The organism is Clostridioides sp. ZZV15-6597 (genome assembly GCF_020657815.1).
GTDB lineage: Bacteria > Bacillota > Clostridia > Peptostreptococcales > Peptostreptococcaceae > Clostridioides.
Genome location: NZ_JAGWCT010000045.1, coordinates 1 through 16316, shown reverse-complemented (window position 1 = coordinate 16316; position 16316 = coordinate 1). Strand labels below are relative to the sequence as shown.

General features: G+C 29.8%; 15 protein-coding genes. 14 read left to right on the top strand and 1 reads right to left on the bottom strand.

The window, feature by feature from the left end:
• Window positions 1–562: 562 nt before the first annotated feature.
• The 14 genes from KGF52_RS11565 to KGF52_RS11500 all read left to right on the top strand — a co-directional run bounded on the left by KGF52_RS11565 (window position 563) and on the right by KGF52_RS11500 (window position 15322).
• Entirely contained in the window at window positions 563–1657 is a 1095-nt protein-coding gene (locus KGF52_RS11565) for an ROK family protein (RefSeq protein ID WP_227840294.1), read from the top strand.
• Between the two features lies 1 nt (window position 1658).
• Window positions 1659–2609, top strand: coding sequence for a BadF/BadG/BcrA/BcrD ATPase family protein (locus KGF52_RS11560; protein ID WP_227840293.1), 951 nt, complete (start codon window positions 1659–1661; stop codon window positions 2607–2609).
• A complete protein-coding gene (locus tag KGF52_RS11555) occupies window positions 2602–3786 on the top strand; it encodes a hypothetical protein (RefSeq protein WP_227840292.1) in 1185 nt (394 codons plus the stop codon). Before KGF52_RS11560 ends, KGF52_RS11555 begins: the two co-directional genes overlap by 8 nt.
• A 12-nt stretch (window positions 3787–3798) precedes the next feature.
• The gene (locus KGF52_RS11550; protein WP_227840291.1) at window positions 3799–5295 is read left to right on the top strand and encodes a sugar ABC transporter ATP-binding protein; all 1497 of its coding nucleotides are present in this window, start codon (window positions 3799–3801) and stop codon (window positions 5293–5295) included.
• Window positions 5296–5319: 24 nt separating this feature from the next.
• A complete protein-coding gene (locus KGF52_RS11545) occupies window positions 5320–6270 on the top strand; it encodes an ABC transporter permease (RefSeq protein ID WP_227840290.1) in 951 nt (316 codons plus the stop codon).
• Between the two features lie 23 nt (window positions 6271–6293).
• A complete protein-coding gene (locus KGF52_RS11540; protein ID WP_227840289.1) occupies window positions 6294–7256 on the top strand; it encodes a sugar ABC transporter substrate-binding protein in 963 nt (320 codons plus the stop codon).
• Window positions 7257–7623: 367 nt separating this feature from the next.
• Window positions 7624–8256, top strand: a complete 633-nt coding sequence (locus KGF52_RS11535; RefSeq protein WP_227827442.1) for a YitT family protein — start codon at window positions 7624–7626, stop codon at window positions 8254–8256.
• A 409-nt stretch (window positions 8257–8665) separates the two neighbouring features.
• Window positions 8666–8758 (top strand): K(+)-transporting ATPase subunit F, encoded by a 93-nt coding sequence (gene kdpF / locus KGF52_RS21625; RefSeq protein WP_413927393.1) that lies wholly within the window; start codon window positions 8666–8668, stop codon window positions 8756–8758.
• 45 nt (window positions 8759–8803) lie between these two features.
• Complete coding sequence (gene kdpA, locus KGF52_RS11525; protein WP_255646312.1) at window positions 8804–10480, top strand: potassium-transporting ATPase subunit KdpA; 1677 nt, start codon at window positions 8804–8806, stop codon at window positions 10478–10480.
• 24 nt (window positions 10481–10504) lie between these two features.
• Entirely contained in the window at window positions 10505–12562 is a 2058-nt protein-coding gene (gene kdpB, locus KGF52_RS11520; protein ID WP_227840288.1) for a potassium-transporting ATPase subunit KdpB, read from the top strand.
• Between the two features lie 18 nt (window positions 12563–12580).
• Window positions 12581–13207, top strand: a complete 627-nt coding sequence (locus KGF52_RS11515; RefSeq protein ID WP_227840287.1) for a K(+)-transporting ATPase subunit C — start codon at window positions 12581–12583, stop codon at window positions 13205–13207.
• Between the two features lie 237 nt (window positions 13208–13444).
• Entirely contained in the window at window positions 13445–14353 is a 909-nt protein-coding gene (gene cysK, locus KGF52_RS11510) for a cysteine synthase A (RefSeq protein ID WP_227840286.1), read from the top strand.
• Window positions 14354–14379: 26 nt separating this feature from the next.
• Window positions 14380–14970, top strand: coding sequence for a serine O-acetyltransferase EpsC (gene epsC, locus KGF52_RS11505; protein WP_227827446.1), 591 nt, complete (start codon window positions 14380–14382; stop codon window positions 14968–14970).
• Between the two features lie 160 nt (window positions 14971–15130).
• Window positions 15131–15322, top strand: coding sequence for a ferredoxin (locus tag KGF52_RS11500; RefSeq protein ID WP_227827447.1), 192 nt, complete (start codon window positions 15131–15133; stop codon window positions 15320–15322).
• A gap of 50 nt (window positions 15323–15372) precedes the next feature.
• On the opposite strand, the gene KGF52_RS11495 is transcribed toward KGF52_RS11500, so the two are convergent.
• Window positions 15373–16242, bottom strand: a complete 870-nt coding sequence (locus tag KGF52_RS11495; protein ID WP_227840285.1) for a methionyl aminopeptidase — start codon at window positions 16240–16242, stop codon at window positions 15373–15375.
• Between the last annotated feature and the right edge of the window lie 74 nt (window positions 16243–16316).

Sequence of the window (16316 nt, the reverse complement as noted above, 5' to 3'; positions counted from 1 at the left end):
TGTATCTTACCCAAATTGAGAAAATCCGCTTGTTGGAGGCCAGCCTCCAATCCACCAGCAAGGAATGCTTTTCTCTTCTGCAAAACCTCCGCAAGTGGAGCGGCTACGCACCATTATGGGCCATCACCATGCTATCGCTACCAACTGAAAAGAAAATCGTTTACTTTGTTGTTGAGGCTGATTGCGGAACATTAGAGAGCTTAAAAGCTAGCCGAACAAAGGCTTGTGGTGCCTCCTAAATGGCGCCCAGCTGTTTTCAAACATGACATAAAGAGAAATAGCCCAATTTTAGACGTTATGGAAAAATCCTTATTCCATGCGACTTTGCAGGGCATCTTATAAAACAGGAAAAATACTTTTAAGTTGTTTTTTCGGCTTAAAGAAATAAAAAATAAAATTTTAGAAAAAATTGTTTGTAGATAGTTGAGAATTTAAAAGAAATAAATTTAGAAGAAATCTATTTTAAATTTATTTCTTTTTTATTGGAATAATATTGACAAATTTAACCTGTAACTATTATACTAAACTTAATAAATAAAGTTTATAAAGTAAGGTGTTGTTTATGAAAAATATAGTTGGAAAACCACAAACGATAAAAAAAGTAAATGAAGACTTAATAAAAAATATTATAAAAAATGATGGACCCATAACAAAGCCAGAAATTTCAAGTATTACTGAATTGAGTTTAGCAACAGTTAATAAAATTGTAGAACAATTAGCTTTGAAAAATGAACTTAAAGTAAGTGGATTAAGTGAATCTACTGGAGGAAGAAGAGCTCAACTATTTGAAATAAATGCAGACTTAGAACATATAATAGCCTTATATTATTATAGAAACAGCTGTATAGGAGTAGTTGCAAATTTATTAGGTGAAATAACTTATCAAGAAGAGTTCAATATAAGAATGGATACGTATGAAAACGTTAACAATGATACTTTTTTTGTTATAGATACTTTGATTGAAAAAGTAAGAGGAAACAATATAAGAGCGATTGGAATTGGTGTTCCAGGAGTTGTAAAAAAAGGTGTAGTCAAAAACATACCAACAATAAAAAGTTGGGAAGGTATAGATTTAGAAAATTTAATAAAGAGTAAATATAATACTAAAGTATTTATAGAAAATGATACAAATATTACCACTATTGGAATTTATCAAAAACAGTACAAAGACGAATATAAAAATATGGCACTTATGTATTTAGAGGATGGTATTGGCTCAGGTATAGTTATAAATGGTGAACTATATTTAGGTTCTACAAATTTTGCTGGAGAACTAAGTTATCTAAATATAGAGTTTAGTAAATATAACTACAATAACTTAAATATTGAAGATTATATTATGAGTTTAAGAAAAAGATATTTAGAGAGTAAAGATAATAAATTTAAAAAAGAAATCTTATCAATAATATCAAATTTTGTAAGGACTCTTGTATGTGTTTTAAATCCAGAAGCTATGATTATACAATGCAATATATTAACTAAAAATGACATGGAATTTATAGAAGAAGATGTAAATAAGAGTGTTGGAGGAGAAAATTTCCCTAGGCTAATAAAAGTGGAGTCATTGAGAGAAGGAAGTATAAATGGAGTAATTAGTATGTGTTTAAAAGAAACTGACTACCAATATTCCTTATCTAATAAAAAAGGAGGATATTAATGTGAAATATTTGATTTCAATAGATGGAGGGGGAACAAAAACAAAATTTTGTGTAAGTGATTTAGATGGAAATATACTTAAAGAACATACTACTGGTTCAACTAATTATAAGTCAGTTGGAATTCAAAAAACATATGAAAATATTAATAATGGATTTGAGAAAATATTAGAAGACTTACATATTGACTATAACGATATTGAGTACACTGTATTTGGTATATCTGGATGTGATTCTCCAAATGATTACAGGATTATAATGAAGGCAATATTAAAAGTTGGGCTTAACAAAGAAAAAATATATTTAGTAAATGATGCAGTTTTAGCTTTTTATGCGCAGACTGACGCTCCTGGTTTAGTAATTGTGGCTGGTACAGGTTCAATTGTATTAGGAATTAGGGAAGATGGAGACATATATAGAGTTGGTGGATGGGGATATAATTTTAGTGATTTGGGCTCTGGATATGATATAGGAAGAAAAGTACTAAAGAAAGTTTTACTTTATTGTGATGAGTGTATTGAGTATAGTGACTTGTTTGATTGTGTTTTAGATTTCTTTAATGCAGATAGCTTTAAGAAACTTACATATATGATTACTGAAATAAACAACAATGTTGAAATAGCAAACTTAGCTTCATTAGTGATTGATTGTGCTGAACGAGGTGATAAATTAGCTGTTGAAATATTGAGAGAGTCATCAATTGAACTGTCCAAATTAGCTCAAGTAATATTAAGTAAAATATCTAATTCAATGAAAAATAATAAAAGTGAAATAGATATAGTTTTATCTGGTGGTACATTAAACAGAACTATATATGCTCAAATGTTAATAAACAACTTAAGGGAAGAAAATACAGATAAAAAGTTAAAATTTATACTTCAAGAAAATCAGCCAGTATATGGAGGTATAAGACTTGCTATAGCATTAGCTAATAGGAGGGTCAAACATGGGTAGGAAAAAAATAGTTGTACAAATTTTTACAGGTGGATTTAAAAATAAGAAAATAAAATTTAATGATATAAAATATAAGCTATTAGAATTAATGAAATGTATTGACGTAGAAAAGGTTATCATGGGTTGGAGTGTAGATAAAGAACTATATTTAGAAACTAAAAAACTATTAAAAAAATATAATGTTGAATTATATCTTTGGTTTCCATGCTTTTCGGAAGTAGGATTACTTGAAAAAAGTAATCTATTAGTTGACTATACTGGAAAAAAAATTAAAGGATATGCATTACAAGAAGATGAAAACTTTGAATTTTATTGTCCAAATAATAAGGTAAATATAGAAAACATAAAGAAAATATATAGTACTTATTTTAGTGAAATTGAGTTTGATGGAATTTTTTTAGATAAGATAAGGTATGGCTCTTTTTCGAATAAATTAAATGGTGTTTTTAATTGTTTTTGTAAAGATTGTTTAGATATATATGAAAAAAATAATATTGATAAAAAGTCATTAATGATAGAAATGGATAACATATCTAATAAAGTTATAGTTAGTGAAGATACTCCATTTGGTATAACAGAATACATTAATGGAAAATACAAATTTAAAAATAAAATATGGGAAGATTTTTTTAAAATAAAAAGTCAAAATATATACAATGCACTAGTGGATATAAGCAGTTATTTTAAAAGTAAAGGATTGAAAATAGGGATAGACACTTTTTCTCCTTTTCTCTCTTACTTTACGGGTCAAGATTTAGAAAAGTTACAAGAATTAGCAGATTTTATAAAACCAATGATGTATAGAATTACAAAAGCTCCAGCAGGTTTGCCATTTGAATTTGAAAGATTAATTGATGAATCAGTACATGAAAATAAAGAGACTGTAAAAAGAAATTTATTAGATATTTTAGGAATTAGAGAGTATGAAGGAGATATATATCCTATAAAATTTGCACTAGAGGAAATCGATTTTATGACAAAAAATCTTGTCAAAGATATATATGTAGGTATTGAAATAAATAAAAAAGAAATTATAGCTCCTGTTACACCTAAATATATAAGTGAAAATATTTCAAACATAAATAAGACAACAGTAAAAGGGTATGTGCTATCTTGGGATTTGTTATCAGCACCAAAAGAAAATATTGATGAAGTTATAAATTGGTTTAGGAATTAGTGAGGTGATATAGTGAGTAAAATACTGGAAATGCAACAAATATACAAAAGTTTTGGAAAGGTAGACGTTTTAAATGGTATAGATTTTGAACTAGAAAAGGGAGAAGTAAGAGCCCTTTTAGGAGCTAATGGAGCAGGAAAATCTACACTTATTAAGATTCTAGGAGGAGTCCATTCCCAAACTAAAGGTAAAGTGATTTTAGCTGGCAATGAAATAATGTTTAAAAATCCACATCATTCTAAAGAAAATGGCATTAGTATAATTTATCAAGAATTAAGTTTAATACCAACCCTTACAGTTATTGAAAATATTTTTTTAGGTAGAGAAACTTTAAAAGGAATTGTGTTTTTAAATAAGAAAGATATGCTAGAAGAATACATGAAAATTTGTGAAGATTTTGACTTTAATATAGACCCACATGTAGTAGTGTCTAATTTGAGTGTAGCAAATCAACAAATGGTTGAGATAATGAAAGCAGTTTCATGTAATTCTGAAATCATCATAATGGATGAACCTACAACATCACTTACTAATAATGAAAAAGAAGGATTATTTAAAATAATAAACAGATTGAAATCTAAAGGTAAGACTATAGTTTACATTTCTCATATACTAGAGGAAGTTTTTAAGGTATGTGATAGTGCAAGTATAATGAAAAATGGAACTATGATTGGAACTTATGATGTAAAAGATTTAACTAAATTAAAAATAACTCAACTTATGACAGGAAATGATAACCACAAACTTATTGAGAAGAAGGATTATACATTTGCAAAATATGAAGAAGTTCCTGTATTAGAGGTTAAGAATGTGAGTTGGTCTAATAAAATAAAAAATGTTTCATTTAAAGTTTATAGAGGTGAAGTTGTAGGCCTTGCAGGTCTTGTGGGTTCAAGAAGAACTGAAATTATAAATTTGATATTTGGGATAGATAATAAAGATAGTGGAGATATACTTATTAATGGTAAAAATGTAGATATAACTTCTCCTAAAGTTGCGATAAAAAATAAAATAGGGCTAATCCCTGAAGATAGAAAAAATCTTGGGTTAATTTTGGAACAAGCTATATATACTAATTCGGCATCAGTACAAATTGATAAATTTAAGAAATTCTTGTTTATAGATAGAAATAGAGAAATTGAGTTTTCTAAAAAGGGTGTCAAGGAGTTAGGAATAAAAGTTAGTGATGTAAAACAAGAAGTAAAAGAACTTAGTGGTGGAAATCAACAAAAAGTAGTAGTCTCTAAATGGTTAGATAAAGACTTAGATTTAATAATATATGATGAACCAACAAAGGGAATAGATATTGCTGCAAAAGAAGATATTTTTAATACGATAAAAGAATTTTCAAGTAAAGGGATAGGAGTAATATTTATATCTTCTGATTTAGAAGAAGTAATAAGAGTAAGTGATAGAATTTTAGTGACAAGAGAAGGTTCTATTGTAGATGATTTAAAAAATGAGAATATAAAAGTTCAAGATATAATGAACAGTATATTTAATGTATAAAAGAAATGAAAATGGAGGACTGAGATGAAAAAAGCTTTTGATAAATTGAATTTAAGAGATTATGGAGTATTACTAGGTTTTTTGGCTTTATGTATAGCAATAAGTATTGCAACTCCATCATTTTTAGGTAAACAAAATATACTTAATCTTTTGCGACAATCTTCTATAATTGGAATAATTTCAGCAGGTATGACTTTTGTTATAATATCTGGAAACTTTGATATATCAGTTGGAGCAGTAGCAGCTCTTGCAGGTGCTATAACGATGAAATTTGCGACTGGTGGAACTAATTTATTTGTATCTATGCTTTTAGGTATAGCAATTTGTGCAGTAATAGGATTAATAAATGGGATAGTGGTTGCAAAGATAAATGTACCATCATTAATAGCTACTATGGCTATGGTTACTATTGTAAGAGGATTGCTTTTGATGCTTACAGGAGGATATCCAATTACTGAAAATATACCAATACTTGATTACATTGGAAACGGATATTTATTTAATATACCAATACCAGTAGTAATTTTCTTTATAGTAGTACTAGTTGCATTTATTGTACTTAATAAAACTAAGTTTGGTAGATATGTTTATTCTGTAGGAGGTAATCAAGAAGCAAGTAAACTCAATGGTATCAATGTAGATTCCCATAAAATAAAAGTATTTATTATTAATGCTGTACTTGCAGGAATAGCTGGGATTGTATTAACTGGAAGACTTGGAACTGCAACTGCGATTGCAGGTGAAGGCTATGACATGGATGCGATTGCATCTGTTGTAATCGGAGGGACATCAGTAGCAGGAGGCTCTGGCTCTGTACTTAAAACTGTTATAGGTGTGTTACTTATGAGTGTTATAAACAATAGTTTTAATCTTCTTGGTATAGATGTATACTTCCAATACATATTTAAAGGTTTAATAATTTTAGCAGCAGTTGGATTTGATTCTTATAGCAAGAAAAAGCTTGCTTCAAGATAAAAAATAAGAGGAGGAAATTTTTTATGAGAAAATTAATGAAACATTTAGCATTATTACTATCACTTGTTATGATATTCAGTTTAGTTGGATGCTCAAATGATGGTGGAAAAGGAAAAGATGGAGAAAAAAAGATAGCAGTATTGCTACCAGGTTCAACAGGTTATTTTGTAGCAACTAAACAAGGTATAGATGCAAAATCTAAAGAATTAGGTGTAAATGTAGAATATGCAGATGCTCAATGGGATGCTAGTAAACAATTATCACAAGCTGAAGATTTTATGGCTAAAGGAGTAGATATGATTGCATTATGTGGAGTTGATTCTGCTGTAAGTGAGAGAATAGTTAAGGCTGCTAATGATTCAGAAGTTCCTATAATAGCATTTACAAATTCTATAGGAAGTAACTCAACTGGAGAATTTAAGGGTCTAGTTACCTATATAGGACAAAATGAGGAAGAAACAGGAGCATTAACAGGTAAAATTGCTAAAAACTTATTAGGAGAAGCTGGTGGAAAAGCTGTATTAATAGAAGGTGTTCCAGGAACTACTCCACAAGTATTAAGAAAAAAAGGTCTTGAAAAAGAATTAAAAGATAGTAATATACAAATAGTTTATAACCAAACTTCAAATTGGGAGAAAGAGCAGGCCTTAAAGGTAACAGAAGATTTAATTCAAAAGAAAACTGATTTTAATGTTATAATATGTCAAGATGATAACTCTGCTACAGGAGCAGGGCAAGCTTTAAAAGATGCTGGTCTTAAAGATAAAGTTAAAGTTATAGGCTTGGGTGGAAGTAAAGATGGATTAAAAGCTGTAACTGATGGGTTAATAGATGGTACAACTTATATGTCTGCTGTTGAAGAAGGTGCATTAGTCATAGAAAAGGCATCTGATTTCCTTAAAGGCGAAAAAGTTGAGCCTGTTACACAAATTAAACAAGTTGAGGTCAACAAGGACAATATCTCAGAATTTAAGGGTGAATGGTAAAAGATTACATATGTCAAAATTTATAGAGTTACTTTATATAGTTTCTAAAGTAACTCTTTCTTTGAATACAACTTAGTGATAAGTTATTGGATAGTATTTCTAAACAAATAAAAAATTAATATAAACAAAGACTTATTTATACTAAATTATAAGTCAAATTAATATAAACTTATGTGAAATGAGAAAACATTTAAGGCATTGAAAATACTAAGGTTCAAAAGAATTATTAAAAAAACATGAAAAAACATAAAAAAACTATTGAAAAAAATAAAAAAATTTTGTATAATTAAAGTTTTGAAAAGTGCGGTATACAAAGCCAATCCTTTTGTATATAATATATATAAATTAAGAAAAGGAAGGGATATGTATGGCCAGGCGGTTATTTTTAGAAAGGATTGGACTTATATTATTAGGTTCAGCAATATTAGCATTTGGAGTTTATAATTTTTACTATCTAAACAACATAACAGAAGGTGGAGTGTTAGGTATTTTACTACTGTTAAAAAATTTATTCAACATACAACCAGCAATAGCAAATATTGTAATTGATGGTTTATTACTTTTAGTAGGATATAAATTTTTCGGTAAAAAATTCCTGATATATTCAATAGTAGCTTCTATAAGTTTTTCAGTATTATATGATTTATTTGAGGCTATAGGACCTCTTGTACCACAATCACAAAATATGCTTTTATCAACTATTTTGGCAGGTGTAACTGTAGGAGTAGGAGTAGGAATAATAGTAAAAGCAGGTTGTGCATCAGGAGGAGACGATGCTTTAGCATTAGTAATTTCTAAGACTACATCTTTGAACATAGGGCAAGTTTATCTAGCAACGGATGTTATTGTATTGTTGTTATCACTATTTTATCTATCAGCGTTTGATATTTTTTATTCTTTGATTGCTGTTACGATTAGTGGTAAAGTAATTGATTTTATTTACTATCATGGTAAAAATTTAGATATGGATATGAGTAATGATATAGTTCCAGAATGTTAATATAAATTAAATAACAATATTTTTGAAAGGTGGCAAACTTGCCACCTTTTTTTATGTCTAAATTAAGTATAGAAGAGATAATTTTATTTTAATTTTTATGATTTTAAACTACTACATTACATTAAAATTTCTGGGAATACGGTTTTTAGAATTTCATTTAAAAACCTCAAATTTATATTTATGCAATACTAATCAATAATAGATGTATCTTAACCCTATCTTTATACCTAAAATGATAAGATAAATGAAGTAGCAATATGAAACCAAAACTTATCAAATAAACTAAAGTAAATGGAGGAGTCGAAATGTTAGATATAGTGATGATAGCATCATTGGCCATAGGATTTATTTCCATGAAGTTGCTTGCTGGCTGGTGTGGGAAACAAACTGAAAAAAAATAATGTAATATATGGAGGGATTACCTATGTGGTTTCTGGCAGTTATAATTGTAATGTTGATAGTATATTTGGTGTATGCGCTTATTAATCCTGAAAAATTCTAAATAGTATAGAGATAATAAGCAAGTTGAATTGGGGGGAAAATTTTTATGGTACAGATAGTAATAGTATTGGCGATATTTATGATTTTAGTAATACCTATGGGTAAATATTTATATCATATATCCACTAATCAAAAAACATTTGGAGATAAAGTGTTTGATAAAATAGATAATTGTATATATAAGGTATGTAGTATAGATAAGAACAAAGAAATGAATTGGAAGCAATATGCTTTAGCTTTATTAGTTACAAATGCAGTCATGGTGTTTATAGGATATGTAATACTTAGAACTCAGAGCATGCATATTTTTAATCCTAATGGAATTAAAGGTATGGAACAAAGTTTATCATTTAATACAATAATAAGTTTTATGACAAACACGAATCTTCAACATTACTCAGGTGAATCAGGGCTTTCATATCTTAGTCAAATGACAGTGATAATATACATGATGTTTACATCAGCGGCAACAGGATATGCAGCTGCCATGGCATTTGTAAGAGGGTTAGTAGGTAAAAAGAAAACATTAGGCAACTTTTATGTAGATTTAATTAGAATAACAACAAGAGTACTTTTACCAGGAGCTTTAATTATTGGTATTATATTAGTTACACAAGGAGTACCACAGACTTTTGATGGTACAGAAACAGTAACTACTATAGAAGGAAAACTTCAAGATATAGCTAAAGGTCCTGTAGCAGCACTTGAATCAATCAAACACTTAGGAACAAATGGAGGAGGATTTTTTGGTTCAAATTCATCACATCCATTTGAAAATCCAACAATAGTATCAAATATAGTAGAGATGTTGTCTATGATGATATTACCAGGAGCTTGTGTTGTTGCATTTGGACATATGATAAAGAATAAAAAACAAGGTTGGGTTGTATTTGGTGCAATGTCAATCATATTTTTAATAGGTTTAATGGTTTGCTTTAGAGCAGAAAGTGCAGGAAATCCTATCTTATCACAATTAGGACTTAATCAAAGCATGGGAAGTATGGAAGGTAAAGAAGTTAGATTTGGCATAGCTCAATCAGCATTATTTACGACAGTGACGACTTCATTTACAACTGGTACAGTTAACAATATGCATGATACTTTAACTCCTTTGGGAGGATTAGTACCACTTTTAAATATGATGCTTAATGTTGTTTTTGGTGGTAAAGGTGTAGGCCTTATGAATATGCTAATGTACGCTATAATAGCAGTATTTTTATGTGGATTGATGGTAGGAAGAACTCCAGAATTCTTAACTAAGAAAATTGAAGGAAAAGAAATGAAGCTTATAGCTTTACTTATTATATTACATCCACTTTTGATACTTATATTCTCTGGACTTTCAGTAGCGATACCAGCAGGTCTTGAGGGAATTTCAAATCCTGGATTCCATGGATTATCACAGGTTTTATATGAGTTTGCATCTTCAGCGGCTAATAATGGCTCAGGATTTGAAGGTTTAGGAGATAATACGATGTTCTGGAATATAACAACAGGTATAGTTATGTTTTTTGGAAGATATGTATCTATTATAATATTACTTGCAATATCAAGTTTATTAGCATCTAAGAACTCTGTAAATGAAAGCATAGGAACACTTAGAACAGATAATTTCACATTTACAATAATTTTAGTATTGGTTGTTTTAATTGTTGGTGCTTTAACATTTTTCCCAGCCTTAGCGCTTGGACCTATTTCAGAGCATCTAGTATTATGGCACTAAAAAATTGGGAGGGAGTAAAATTTTATGGAAACTAAAAAAACAAAGTTTATTACAAAAGATATTTTCAAAACTTCCATTATAGAAGCTTTTAAAAAATTAAATCCTAAATATATGATGAAAAATCCAGTTATGTTTGTTGTAGAGATTGGATTTATAGTAACATTGATACTTACAATAGTACCTAGTCTATTTGGTGATGGAGGCAATAACTTAAGAGTTTATAATGGGATTGTAACAATAATACTATTTATAACTGTTCTTTTTGCAAATTTTGCTGAAGCTGTAGCTGAAGGTAGAGGGAAAGCACAAGCAGATACATTAAAGAAAACTAGAAAAGATACAGTGGCAAGCGTTTTAGATAAATTAGGAAATGAAAAAATGATAAGTGCAAGCGAGCTAAAATTAGGCGATATTGTTTTAGTCAATGCAGGAGAAGTTATTCCAAATGATGGAGAAGTAATAGAAGGTATAGCCTCTGTGGATGAGTCAGCAATAACTGGAGAATCTGCACCTGTTATGAGAGAATCTGGAGGAGATTTTGCTTCTGTTACAGGAGGAACTACAGTTGTAAGTGATTGGCTAAAAATAAAAATCACAACAAAGCCAGGAGAGTCCTTCTTAGATAAAATGATAGCTCTTGTAGAAGGAGCTTCAAGACAAAAAACACCAAATGAAATTGCTTTAAATACTTTATTGGTGGGGTTAACACTTATATTTATGGTTGTTTTAATATCTCTTTATCCAATGGCGAATTATGCAGGTGTTAAGATTCCAATTTCTACTATGATAGCACTTTTAGTATGCTTAATACCAACTACTATAGGTGGATTATTATCCGCTATTGGAATTGCAGGTATGGATAGAGTAACTAGATTCAATGTCATTGCAATGTCAGGAAAAGCAGTAGAAGCTTGTGGTGATGTTGATACTATGATTTTGGATAAGACAGGGACTATTACTTATGGAAATAGACTTGCATCAGAATTTATATCAGTTGGAAATGCTGATTCAAAAGATTTAATAAACTATGCTGTTATGTGTTCATTAAAAGATGATACACCAGAAGGAAAATCTATAGTTGATTTAGGGATAAAACTAGGTTCAACAGGAAAAACAAAAGAGGCCGAAGAAGCTGAGTTTGTGGAATTCTCTGCACAAACTAGAATGAGTGGTATAAATTTATCTGATGGAACAACTATTAGAAAAGGAGCTTATGACAGTATAATAAATCGAGTAAAATCATCTGGTGGATTAGTACCAGGCGATTTAGAAGAAAGTGTAAATAGAGTAGCAAAATTAGGAGGGACACCTCTAGTAGTGTGTGTCAATAATGAGATATACGGTATTATCTACTTAAAGGACACCGTAAAATCAGGGCTTGTAGAAAGATTTGCTAGACTTCGTGAGATAGGAATAAAGACGATAATGTGTACAGGAGATAATCCTTTAACAGCAGCTACAATTGCAAGAGAAGCTGGTGTGGATGGATTTATTGCAGAATGTAAACCAGAAGATAAGATAGAGGCAATAAAAAAAGAACAATCTGAAGGTAAAATAGTTGCTATGACAGGGGATGGAACAAATGATGCTCCTGCACTTGCTCAAGCGGATGTGGGTCTTGCTATGAATAGTGGTACAACATCTGCAAAGGAAGCAGCAAACATGGTAGATTTAGATTCAGACCCAACTAAAATATTAGAAGTGGTTGAAATAGGAAAACAGCTTTTAATAACACGTGGTGCTTTAACAACATTCAGTATAGCAAATGATGTTGCAAAATACTTTGCAATTATACCGGCTATATTTACCCTTGCAATACCTCAAATGGAGATATTAAATATAATGAAACTTTCTACATCATTTAGTGCGATATTATCAGCTTTAATATTTAATGCTATAATCATCCCATGTTTAATACCTCTTGCTATGAAAGGGGTAAAATATAGACCTATGAAATCACAAGCTATGCTAATGAGAAATATGCTTATTTTTGGTCTTGGTGGGGTTATAGTACCATTTTTAGGAATAAAAGTAATTGATTTATTAATTACACCTTTAGTAATGGTTCTTAATTTAGGTTAATAAATGGAGGATATAAAAATGAAAACATTAAAACCAGCATTGCTTGTAAGTATTGTATTGTTATTTGTTTGCGGACTTGTATATCCACTTGTTTTAACAGGGGTAAGTCAAGTTGCATTTAAAGATAAAGCTAATGGAAGTATGATAGAAGTAAATGGTGTAAAGGTTGGTTCAGAGCTTATTGGTCAAAGTTTTACAGATGCAAGATTTTTTAAGGGAAGAGTTTCATCAGTAAACTATAATACTTATACAAAAGAAGATTTAATACCAGATAAGGATGGAAATACAGTTTATGGCGGTGTTTCATCAGGTTCTTTTAATTATGGAGCAACTAATCCAGAGCTTCATGATAGAGTTCAAAAAGATATTGAACAGTTTTTGAAAGATAATCCAAGTGTAAAAAAAGAAGATATACCAACAGATTTACTTACAGCATCAGGTTCAGGACTTGACCCTAATATAAGTCCTGCTTCTGCAAAGGTTCAGATACCTGCTATAGCAAAAGTATCAGGAATATCAGAGAGTAAATTACAAAAAATTGTAGATGACAATACTTCAAAAAAACTTTTCGGAGTTTTAGGTGAAGATAGAGTTAATGTGTTAAAGGTTAATGTAGAGGTTGCAAAAATATTAGGTCTTATATAGTATTTTGTAGAGTTTTTGTAGTGAAGTATTGTGTATGACTTAGCATAAATCTTGAAGTTTGAAGAGTGAAAATCGATAATGATTTTCACTTTTTTTGTTTGAATATTACTAATATTAGGAATAAAACAATTGTAGGGATAAAATCCAAAAAAAGGTTGCATTATCAAAATGATAATACTATAATATATTTATCGTTATCAATTTGATAATAGATTTGGACATATAGGAGGAAGTAGTATGTTATATAATAACGCATTAGAGTTGATAGGAAACACACCTGTAGTAAGATTGAATAATTTAGGATGTACTAACGGGTGTTCTAACATATATGTAAAATTAGAAAAAGTAAATCCAGCAGGAAGTATAAAAGATAGAGCAGTTTATGAAATGCTAGAAGGATTAGAAAAAAGAGGAGAATTAAAAAAGGGAGATGTACTAGTAGAAGCAACTAGTGGAAACACTGGAATTGCATTATCCATGATAGGAAGATTAAAAGGATATGAAGTAGTAATAGTAATGCCAGAGACTATGAGTATCGAGAGACGAGATTTAATGAAGGCTTATGGAGCAAATTTAGTACTTACAGATGGAAAAGCTGGAATGGCAGGTTCTATAGAAAAAGCAAATGAACTATTAAGAGAAAATCCAAATTATAAAAGTTTGAAACAATTTGAAAATAAAGACAATCCAAATTCACATTATAAAACAACAGCAGTTGAAATTATGAATGATGTTAAAGATTTAGATATATTTGTATGTGGAGTTGGAACAGGTGGTACTTTAATAGGGACTGCAAGATATTTAAAAGAGCAAAATCCAAACATAAAAGTAGTTGCACTTGAGCCAAAAAAATCTCCAGCTATATCAGAAAATAAAACTGGACCTCATAAAATACAAGGAATAGGAGCTAACTTTGTTCCTGAAAATTATGATTCTAGTGTAGTTGATGAAGTAATATTAGTGGATGATGAAGATGCTTTTGATACAGTTAAATTACTTGCATCAAAGGAAGGGATTTTGGTAGGTATATCTTCTGGAGCAAATATATTTGGTGCTATGGAAATGGCGAAAAAATATCCAAATAAAAAAATAGTAACAGTAGCTCCAGATGGAGTAGATAAATATATGTCCATGGGAATATTTTAATAATTTTATTTGAGGGAGTGAATACTTTGTTTAAAAAAATAAATAAAGATATTGAATATATAATGAAAAATGATCCAGCAGCTAGATCTAAGATAGAAGTTTTTTTACTATATCCATCAGTGCATGCAATGATAATGCATAGAATAGCTCATTTTCTTTATAAGAAGAAGATGCTTTTTACAGCTAGATTAATATCCCAGATATCCAGATTTATGACTGGTATAGAAATACATCCTGGGGCTAAAATGGGAGAAGGTATTTTGATAGACCATGGAATGGGTGTTGTAATTGGTGAAACAGCCGAAGTGGGAAATAGAGTAACAATATATCAAGGAGCTACTTTGGGTGCTACAGGAAAGGATACTGGAAAGAGACATCCAACTGTTGGCGATGATGTATTAATTGGAGCTGGAACAAAAATACTAGGACCTTTAAATATCGGTTCTAATTCAAAAATTGGTGCAAATTCAGTTGTTGTTAAAGATGTACCTAATGGAGCTACAGTTGTTGGTATACCAGCAAAAATAGTGAAAATAAGAAATCTAGAACCTGTAAAAAAGAATAAAAGAGAAGTATCCTACGAATACGAAGAGCTAGACAATGTATATTATATATAGTCATAATACAACTATAAAATAAATTTTATAAAATTTATTTTGAAAAGGTATTATTTTCAAATTTGAGGACATAATAAAAAAGAACTGAAGGTCAAAGTTTTAGTTCGCCAATCTTTGGTAAACAAAATTTTAAATTTGTAACGTTTAGGAGGATTTTATTATGAAAGCAAATGTTAATCAAGATACTTGTATAGGTTGTGGATTATGTCCATCAATATGTCCAGAAGTATTTGATATGAAGGATGATGGAAAATCACATGTTATAGTTGATGAAATACCAAGTGATGCTGAAGAATCAGCAGCAGAAGCTAGAGAAAGCTGTCCAGTTGATGCAATAGATGTGCATGAATAAAATAAAAGCCTATAAAGATTGAAAACTCAATCTTTATAGGCTTTTATTTTTTATTGAGTTAAAATTTCAGCTCCTGTCTCTGTAACTAAAATCATGCACTCCCATTGAGCAGATAATTTACCATCTTTTGTGTAGATAGTCCAATCATTTTCTTCATCAACAAAAATCTCATGAGTTCCTTCGTTTACCATAGGTTCTATCGTAAATATCATTCCAGGAACCAATAACATTTCAGTTCCTTTTTTAGAAACATAACTTACAAATGGGTCTTCATGAAAATTTAGTCCAACTCCATGCCCACCAATTTCCCTAACAACAGAATATCCATTTTCTTTTGCATAAGAATTAATAGCATCACCTATATCACCCAAGAATCCCCATGGTTTAGCAGCCTCAAGACCTTTTTGAATGCATTCTTTAGTAACTTGAACCAATTTTTTTGCATTCTCTTTAACATTTCCTACCATAAACATTCTTGAAGCATCTGAGTAATATCCATTAAAAATAGTAGAAACATCTACATTTATAATATCTCCATCCTTTAATATGATGTCTTTACTTGGGATACCATGACAAACTTCATTGTTTATTGATGTACATACACTTTTAGGAAAACCATTATAATCTAGTGGTGCAGGAATAGCTCCATTTTCTAATGTAAAGTTGTGGACTAATTCATTTATATCTTCTGTAGACATTCCAACTTTAATTTTATCTGAAATATAATCTAAAATCTTTGTGTTTATTACAGCACTTTTTTTTATTTCTTCAATTTGTGTTGCATTTTTTATGATGTCATGAGTAGGTACAATATGACCTAGCTGAGCGAATGAATTTATTTTATTATCTATATCCATATGACATTTTTTATATTTTTTAGTACTTCCACACCAACAAGCATCATTTCTGTTTAATTTCATAACTCTTCATCCTTTTATTATTTATTTAAATCATGGGCTACATAAACTATTTTAAAATATAACCATTAGAAATA

What these genes read in the sequence shown, in the direction of transcription:
- kdpA (WP_255646312.1), top strand. Translation starts at nt 8,804, where the DNA reads ATGGTACAGATAGTAATAGTATTGGCGATATTTATGATTTTAGTAATA.
- KGF52_RS11555 (WP_227840292.1), top strand. Translation starts at nt 2,602, where the DNA reads ATGGGTAGGAAAAAAATAGTTGTACAAATTTTTACAGGTGGATTTAAA.
- kdpB (WP_227840288.1), top strand. Translation starts at nt 10,505, where the DNA reads ATGGAAACTAAAAAAACAAAGTTTATTACAAAAGATATTTTCAAAACT.
- cysK (WP_227840286.1), top strand. Translation starts at nt 13,445, where the DNA reads ATGTTATATAATAACGCATTAGAGTTGATAGGAAACACACCTGTAGTA.
- KGF52_RS11535 (WP_227827442.1), top strand. Translation starts at nt 7,624, where the DNA reads ATGGCCAGGCGGTTATTTTTAGAAAGGATTGGACTTATATTATTAGGT.
- kdpF (WP_413927393.1), top strand. Translation starts at nt 8,666, where the DNA reads ATGGAGGGATTACCTATGTGGTTTCTGGCAGTTATAATTGTAATGTTG.
- KGF52_RS11515 (WP_227840287.1), top strand. Translation starts at nt 12,581, where the DNA reads ATGAAAACATTAAAACCAGCATTGCTTGTAAGTATTGTATTGTTATTT.
- KGF52_RS11565 (WP_227840294.1), top strand. Translation starts at nt 563, where the DNA reads ATGAAAAATATAGTTGGAAAACCACAAACGATAAAAAAAGTAAATGAA.
- KGF52_RS11500 (WP_227827447.1), top strand. Translation starts at nt 15,131, where the DNA reads ATGAAAGCAAATGTTAATCAAGATACTTGTATAGGTTGTGGATTATGT.
- KGF52_RS11495 (WP_227840285.1), bottom strand. Translation starts at nt 16,242, where the DNA reads ATGAAATTAAACAGAAATGATGCTTGTTGGTGTGGAAGTACTAAAAAA.
- KGF52_RS11545 (WP_227840290.1), top strand. Translation starts at nt 5,320, where the DNA reads ATGAAAAAAGCTTTTGATAAATTGAATTTAAGAGATTATGGAGTATTA.
- KGF52_RS11540 (WP_227840289.1), top strand. Translation starts at nt 6,294, where the DNA reads ATGAGAAAATTAATGAAACATTTAGCATTATTACTATCACTTGTTATG.